The organism is Corynebacterium sp. HMSC073H12, assembly GCF_001837775.1.
GTDB classification, from domain to species: domain Bacteria; phylum Actinomycetota; class Actinomycetes; order Mycobacteriales; family Mycobacteriaceae; genus Corynebacterium; species Corynebacterium amycolatum.
Map to the genome: position 1 here is coordinate 117978 of NZ_KV834024.1, position 6770 is coordinate 124747.

The 6770-nt window shown below is 57.4% G+C and carries 7 protein-coding genes; 6 read left to right on the plus strand and 1 reads right to left on the minus strand.

Going from position 1 to position 6770, the window contains the following annotated elements; all coding sequences use genetic code 11:
* Nucleotides 1-223 precede the first annotated feature (223 nt).
* The 6 genes from HMPREF2708_RS02110 to tyrS are packed head-to-tail and all read left to right on the plus strand — an operon-like array spanning nt 224 to nt 5790.
* Complete coding sequence (locus HMPREF2708_RS02110) at nt 224-1375, plus strand: hypothetical protein (RefSeq protein ID WP_070831711.1); 1152 nt, start codon at nt 224-226, stop codon at nt 1373-1375.
* A gap of 6 nt (nt 1376-1381) precedes the next feature.
* Nucleotides 1382-3013, plus strand: coding sequence for a VWA domain-containing protein (locus HMPREF2708_RS02115; RefSeq protein WP_070831714.1), 1632 nt, complete (start codon nt 1382-1384; stop codon nt 3011-3013).
* Nucleotides 3000-3659, plus strand: a complete 660-nt coding sequence (locus HMPREF2708_RS02120; RefSeq protein WP_070831718.1) for a hypothetical protein — start codon at nt 3000-3002, stop codon at nt 3657-3659. Before HMPREF2708_RS02115 ends, HMPREF2708_RS02120 begins: the two co-directional genes overlap by 14 nt.
* On the plus strand, nt 3649-3822 hold the full coding sequence (locus tag HMPREF2708_RS02125) for a Trm112 family protein (protein WP_070831721.1): 174 nt from the start codon (nt 3649-3651) through the stop codon (nt 3820-3822). The genes HMPREF2708_RS02120 and HMPREF2708_RS02125 overlap by 11 nt, the downstream gene beginning before the upstream one ends.
* Complete coding sequence (locus HMPREF2708_RS02130; RefSeq protein ID WP_070831724.1) at nt 3823-4473, plus strand: DNA-3-methyladenine glycosylase; 651 nt, start codon at nt 3823-3825, stop codon at nt 4471-4473.
* Nucleotides 4474-4512: 39 nt separating this feature from the next.
* Complete coding sequence (gene tyrS, locus HMPREF2708_RS02135; protein WP_070831754.1) at nt 4513-5790, plus strand: tyrosine--tRNA ligase; 1278 nt, start codon at nt 4513-4515, stop codon at nt 5788-5790.
* 439 nt (nt 5791-6229) lie between these two features.
* Here tyrS and HMPREF2708_RS02140 read toward each other — a convergent pair whose 3' ends face one another.
* A complete protein-coding gene (locus tag HMPREF2708_RS02140) occupies nt 6230-6454 on the minus strand; it encodes a hypothetical protein (protein ID WP_070831727.1) in 225 nt (74 codons plus the stop codon).
* Between the last annotated feature and the right edge of the window lie 316 nt (nt 6455-6770).

Here is a 6770-nt window from a genome sequence, read left to right on the forward strand (position 1 = left end):
ACATAAACGCAGTCAGTAACTCGGATCGGTCCGACGCCGCCAGCAAACCCGTAATGCCAGGGTACGCCCGAAGTGACGCAGATTACTGACTATTTCTATATCTGTTGCCAGGTTTGACCGGGTCTCTTACCATAATTTCATGGCGGAAAGTACGCGGTCGAGCGGTGGAAATCACAGCTCACGAGATAAAAATAAAAATCAAAGTGGTAGCAAGAAAGGGCGTATGGGCCCGGGGGCAATTCTTGCAGTCATTTTGATTGTCATCGCGGCTGTTGCAGTCTATGTCGGTCGTGGCGGTAGCGTTCCAGGTTTTTCTGGTGGCAGCTCCGGAGGAAGCCGTGATTTCTTCGGTGGTGAAAAGACCGTCGTCAAGGCGATTGTTGGCTCTGAGAAGAAGCCCTTCTTCGAAGACGAAGAGGTCCAAAAGGCTCTTGCCTCCCACGGCTATGTGGTGGAAGTAAAGACGGCGGGTTCGCGTCGGATGGCCACGGATGTGAATCTGGATTCCTTCGACATGGCGTTTCCATCATCGGCCCCTGCAGCGGAGAAGATTGCTGAGAAGATGAGCGGTGCTGAGCGGTACGACATCTTCTACACCCCGATGGCAATCGCTACTTTCGACAACATCTTGCAGGCGCTGGAACGGGAAAATGTAGCCCGGAAACAGGGCACTACGTGGCAGGTAGATATGGCAGCACTGGCCACGATGCAGCACGACAATGTCCGCTGGCGTGACTTCGCGGAGAATGACTACCCGTCGCCACGCACGGTGCAGATGTCCACGACTGACATCCGTTCGTCAAACTCGGCCGCGATGTACTTGTCGCTCATGTCTTGGATTACCAATGAAGGCCGGATTGTGTCCGACAATGGGCAGGTCAATGCGGTCTTGCCGGAGCTCACGCCGCTGTTCACTGGACAGGGGTACACGGAATCCTCGTCGGCTGGGCCATTCTCGGACTACCTCTCGCAGGGCGTCGGTTCGAAGCCAATGGTGATGGTCTACGAGTCGCAATTCCTGGGGGAGGATGGTGCCCAGAACAGTCGATTGAAGCCGGAAATGCGCCTGGCATATCCATCGCCGACGATTCTGAGCACTCACGTGGCATTGGGCTTTAACGACAACGGTGCTGTGGTCGCAAGGCTTCTCGCAGAAGACCCTGAGCTTCAGAAGCTGGCAGCTAAGCACGGCTACCGATCCAGCCAGCCTGAGGCGATGGAGGAGTTCCAGACACAATTGAAGACGGGGCAGGAGGTCTCCACCGATTTTGTGGACTCCATTGACCCACCGAGTTTCGATATCCTCGAGCAGCTCATTGAGGGTGTCTCCCGCGGATACCAGGGCCCGCCGAGGCCGGAAACGGAAGAGGGGTAAAGCAGAATGTTTATGGACAAGGCACCAACCACCTTCCGAAAAGTACTTCTCGCCCTCATTGGCGTGTTCGGCATCTTCACTGTCGCGGCCTGCTCCGACGGTGGCTTGAACCTGTCGCTGGGCTCCGACGATGAGAAGACGAACAAGGTCAATGTCGATTCGGACCTCAAGGGCTCGACTATGCGCATCGCCGGGGCCACGGAGCTTGCAGAGCTACAGCCGTTGATGCAAAAGGCTTCCGACGACCTCGGCTTTACTATTAACCTCGAGCTTCTCGACGGCACTGTGAAGAACAGCCACGCTCTTGTCGACGGTGACTTCGACAACCAATTTGATGCCACCTGGTTTGCTACCAACCGGTACGTTGATCTTCTCGGCGGGGCTGACAAGCTCGGTGAAGCCAAGAAAGTCGCCACTTCACCGGTAGCATTTGGCATCCATTCGTCCAAGGCGCGGGAACTCGGTTGGGATACCAAGCAGCCGACGTGGGGTGAGATCGCGGAGGCTGCGTCGTCAGGCAAATTGACCTACGGCATGACCAACCCCACGGAATCGAACTCGGGCTTTTCCGGTGTGGTGTCGGTTGCGACCGCGTTCGCCGACACCGGATTGGCGCTGACTACGGGGGATATCAACCGCACCACGCCTGAACTGCAGAAGTTCTTCGAAGGGCAGAAGATGACTTCGGGTTCGTCGGGGTGGCTGCGCGATAAATTCCTGGGCGAGCCGGACTCCGTCGACGCTCTCATCAACTATGAAGCTGTATTGCAGCAGATGAATAAAGAGGGTGCTGACCTGGAAGTTGTTGTGCCGAGCGACGGTGTCATCAGTGCGGATTACCCGCTGACGCCACTATCTCAGCCTGCTAACGACCTTGCCGCGCGGCAGACGGAAGCACTCGGACAGTGGCTGGAGGCAAACTCACAGGTTCTCGCCGACCACTTCCTGCGTCCGGTCTCCGATGAAGCCAACCTGCCGGAAAGCATGACCAACAACGTGATTATCGAGCTGCCGTTCCCGGGCGATCGCACAGTCACGGACCGCCTCATTGAGGTATACGACAATGACTTGCGCGTGCCCGGAGAGTCGGTCTTCGTTCTCGACACCTCCGGCTCAATGTTCGGTGACCGCATCGCGGACTTGCAGGCGACGATGCGCGCCATCGTCGACGGCAGCGCGCGCACCGAGACGGGAAGTGTGGGGTTGCGAAACCGGGAGATCGCGACGATTCTGCCGTTCAGTACGTCCGTCGGCGAGCCCAGGACCACGACAATCGACGGTCCGGAATCGCGCGCTCAGCTCACCGCCGCCGTCGATGGTCTGTACGCAGAGGGCGAGACGGCGCTTTACGACGCCCTGATCCAGGCCTTCGACCTTCTCGGCAGCTCGGATAAGAACTCCATCCCGTCCATCGTGGTTCTGACCGATGGTCAGGTGACGTCGGGCAAGAGCTTTGCGGAATTCCGCGATTTCTACCAGTCCAAGGGCGGGAATCTGCCGCCGGTATTCGTCATCCGTTATGGCGAGGCGGATCCGGGAGAAATGCAGGAGCTTGCGAACCTGACTGGTGGTAAGGTTTTTGAATCCCGTGAGGCTGAGCTGGCTGATGTGTTCAAGGAGATTCGTGGCTACCAGTAATTCCTCCGGCACTTCCTCCGACAAATCTTCCGGCGGTGGCTTTCTCAACAGCCCCGCCAATATCGTCGGACTTATCCTTGCCATCTCAGTAGTGCTGCTGCACCTGACCGTGGGGCTTGGTTTCCTGTGGCCGGTTGTTGCGATTGCCGCGTGGGGAGCCTCGGTTGCACTGTTACCGAGGCAGAGCAAAGAGGCTCAGAAGTCCGTTAGCTCGGCGCCGAAGCCTGAGGTCCCACAGCGTCGCCCGCTCAATCCAGCTGAGCTGCGTAGGAAACTCCACCGGACTTTGGGCAGGCTTTTCGATGCCCAGCCTGGCGACAATCTTGGCAATGCCGCAAATGACCTGGGTGCGACGTTGGAATCTGTCCTGAGCGAGTGGAAGTACCTCAAAGATTATCCCGAGCAGAAGGTAGTCATCGGCGGCATTATCCAGGAGTACTTGCCGCAGACGGTCAACTCCTACCTCGCAGTCCCGGAGCGTCTGCGTCACAAGGCCGAGAATCCGGCTCGGGAGTCCATCGAGCTGCTGCATTCCGCGGTGCAGAAGATTCAGGATGCCATCGGCCAGGACAACCTGATTGCTTTGGAAGGTCAGCGTGACACCCTGGCAATTCAGTTCGGTAAGGTAGTGGACTATGAGCCTTGATCCGAAACTCCTTGATATCCTCGCTTGCCCGCGTGACAAGGGGCCGCTTGAATACCTCGAAGACGAGCAGGTGCTGGTCAATCCTCGCCTGAAGATCGCCTACCGCATCGACGAAGGCATTCCGGTCATGCTTTCCGACGAAGCTATCGCCTGGGACCAGTAATTGCCTTTCCCGCTTCCCGACGGCTACAGCGCCCTCGACCGCTCTGCGCTATCGGGAGCTCCCATTGATGCTGCGCGGACGCTGCTCGGCTGCGTGATTGTCATCCCCGCTGAGGATGTCACCGCTACCATCACCGAGGTTGAAGCCTACGGAGGTCCAGCTGACCAGCGCTATCCCGACCCGGCCGCGCACTGCTTTATGGGGCCAACCGAACGCAATCGCGCCATGTTTGGCCCGGCGGGGCATTGGTATATCTACCGCTCCTATGGCATCCACTTTTGTGCCAACATCACCAGCGCTACGGACGGCACGGGCGGGGGAGTATTAGTCCGTTCCGTTCGCATTGAGCAGGGCATGGATGCGGTGCGTCGTCGCCGTGGTGAAAAGCCCGCGGTTGCGGGTCTCGGACGTGGTCCGGGCAATGTTGGTCAGGCGCTTGGCCTTGACTTAAGCGACTATGGGGCAGATGCGCTGGATCCGTCGTCACGCGTGTTTGTGGCGCAGCCGGAGACCGCCGATTTAGTTAGCGACATCCACGCAGGCCCGCGCGTGGGTGTTCGGCGAGCTGCGAATAGGCCGTGGCGGCTGTGGCTTCCGGACAATTCCGTCTCGGCCTATCGACGCCACAAGAAGGCGGTTGAGGAGTTCTAGGTCACCCTCGCGGTGAACGTCGGCAAGCGAAACGTTACGATGGAGAGCGTGACTGAACAGAACATTATCGACGAACTACAGTGGCGTGGCCTGATTAATCAGTCCACCGATGTTGACGCGCTGCGCGAGGCGTGCGAAAACCCCATTACTCTGTATTGCGGTTTTGATCCAACGGGCGATTCGCTGCACGCGGGCCACCTGGTTCCGATGATTATGTTGCGTCGTTTCCAGCTGGCCGGTCACCACCCAATTGCACTGGCAGGCGGTGCTACGGGCTTCATTGGCGATCCGCGCGATGTCGGTGAGCGCTCGATGCTCAGCCAGGAAGCCATCGAGCACAACCTGGAGGCTATCAAGGGGCAGCTGCGTCGTTTCATCGACTTTGAGGGCGAGGCCCCGGCGACGATGGTCAATAATGCGGACTGGACTATGAACATGTCCGTCATTGACTTCCTTCGTGATGTCGGCAAGAACTTCTCCCTCAACACCATGCTCGACCGCGACACTGTGAAGCGTCGCCTCGAGTCCGACGGCATCTCCTACACCGAGTTTTCCTACATGCTGCTGCAGTCCAACGACTACGTGCAGCTGCGCCGTAACTACGATTGCGTGCTGCAGATTGGCGGTGGCGATCAGTGGGGCAACATCGTCTCTGGTGTCGACTTGAACAGGCGTATCGACGGCGCCAAGGTGCACGGCCTGACCGTGCCGCTGGTGACCGATGCGCAGGGGCAGAAGTTCGGTAAGTCCACCGGTGGTGGCAAGTTGTGGCTGGATGCTGAGAAGACCTCGCCGTACTCCTGGTACCAGTACTTCCTCAATGCCGGTGACTCGGTTGTTATCGACTACCTGCGTTGGTTCACCTTCCTGACTCAGGAGGAGATTGCGGAGTACGAGGTCGCTGTTGCGGAGCGTCCGTTCAAGCGTGAAGCGCAGCGACGTCTGGCGCAGGAGATGACCAACTTGGTTCACGGCGAAGAGGCCACCAAGGCTGTGGAGCTAGCAGCGCAGGCGCTGTTTGGCCGTGCTGAGCTGGCCGAGCTGGACGAGGACACCCTGGCGGGCGCCGTCTCCGAAACCGAGGTTGCGGAGATTGCCGAGGGAGAGCCGCGTACTGTTGTCGACCTTCTCGTCGCTGCAGGTCTTGCCAAGTCGAAGGGCGAAGCACGCCGCACCATTAAGGAAGGTGGCGCGTACGCCAATAACCAGCGCATCGAGGACGAAGCATGGGAGCCGGCTGCCGAGGACCTGCTGCATGGCAAGTGGATTGTGCTGCGTCGCGGTAAGAAGAACTTCGCTGGTGTGAAGTTCGTGTAGGCGCTGGTTGGTGTCCGTACAGGTGCGTTGTTGGCCTCTAGATCAATTGGTGTTTATGCAGCTTGATTCTTTTTAGGTAGCTGGGCTAAGGCTCCGGGCAAGCTAGGAGAATGATGGTTTCAGAATCATTGACTCTCGCTCGGCCCGGAGCTTTGGTTGTTTTAAGGCGGGTATAGGTGTCAGTCTGGGGTCTGTCAAGAACCTAGCCGGCCCTAGAAAACCCAATGTATGCCAGCAGTCGTTCCAATTCGTCATCGTTGTCCGACTTCTTGGTCTGATCATATTGTCTGCGGAAATAGTTCAGCGCACCAAGAATTACGTCAGACTGGCTTGGTTCGCGCATATCAGGGCGGCGCTGCGTGCAATCGGACGCAACGTTGTTGAGGAGATCCTTAAGTTCGGCGGGCAGTCGTACGGATGTCGGGCTAGTATCCCTTTGTTACCTCTTTAGCTGCAAAAAATCCATTTCGGGGTTGTTTGTAAACGCGGTCAAGGACTTTTCCTCTGGTTCCGCTTTGTCTTCGTTATCGAGATTCTGCTCGTATTGTTCACTCCTGGCGATATCTTGATCCGTGATTGAACTAGGTAGATTGGTGAGCTTCTCCAATACTTGAATTAGCCTGTGGAATTCATCGTCGGAGCAGTCCACTGAGAGTCGAGCCATGATGTCTCCTTTTTCGATTGGGAACTCCGGAGTCGGTAGGTCCGGATTCAGCAGTAGGATAAAACACGGGCGCTTCCCTTAGATGACCTGCAAAAACAGTAAGAATGCTAAGGAAGTTTCAGAGACGCGATTAGGAGCATGCACCGCTGCTGTAACGCCTAAAATCGAACCTCAGAAGTTTCTCGCGTAAATCTGCATTTGTACTGGGGTTTTGTGTCTTTGGTGGGGGTGTGTGTAATGTATTCGGGGTCAGCGCGACAGGGTCGCTGCCTGGGAGTTAGGTTCTTGGGCGGTTGTTGTCTGGTTGGCTGATGTG

Bases quoted from the DNA above. Each gene is read 5' to 3' on its own strand.
- HMPREF2708_RS02110 (WP_070831711.1), top strand. From the start codon at position 224: ATGGGCCCGGGGGCAATTCTTGCAGTCATTTTGATTGTCATCGCGGCT.
- HMPREF2708_RS02115 (WP_070831714.1), top strand. From the start codon at position 1,382: ATGTTTATGGACAAGGCACCAACCACCTTCCGAAAAGTACTTCTCGCC.
- HMPREF2708_RS02125 (WP_070831721.1), top strand. From the start codon at position 3,649: ATGAGCCTTGATCCGAAACTCCTTGATATCCTCGCTTGCCCGCGTGAC.
- tyrS (WP_070831754.1), top strand. From the start codon at position 4,513: ATGGAGAGCGTGACTGAACAGAACATTATCGACGAACTACAGTGGCGT.
- HMPREF2708_RS02140 (WP_070831727.1), bottom strand. From the start codon at position 6,454: ATGGCTCGACTCTCAGTGGACTGCTCCGACGATGAATTCCACAGGCTA.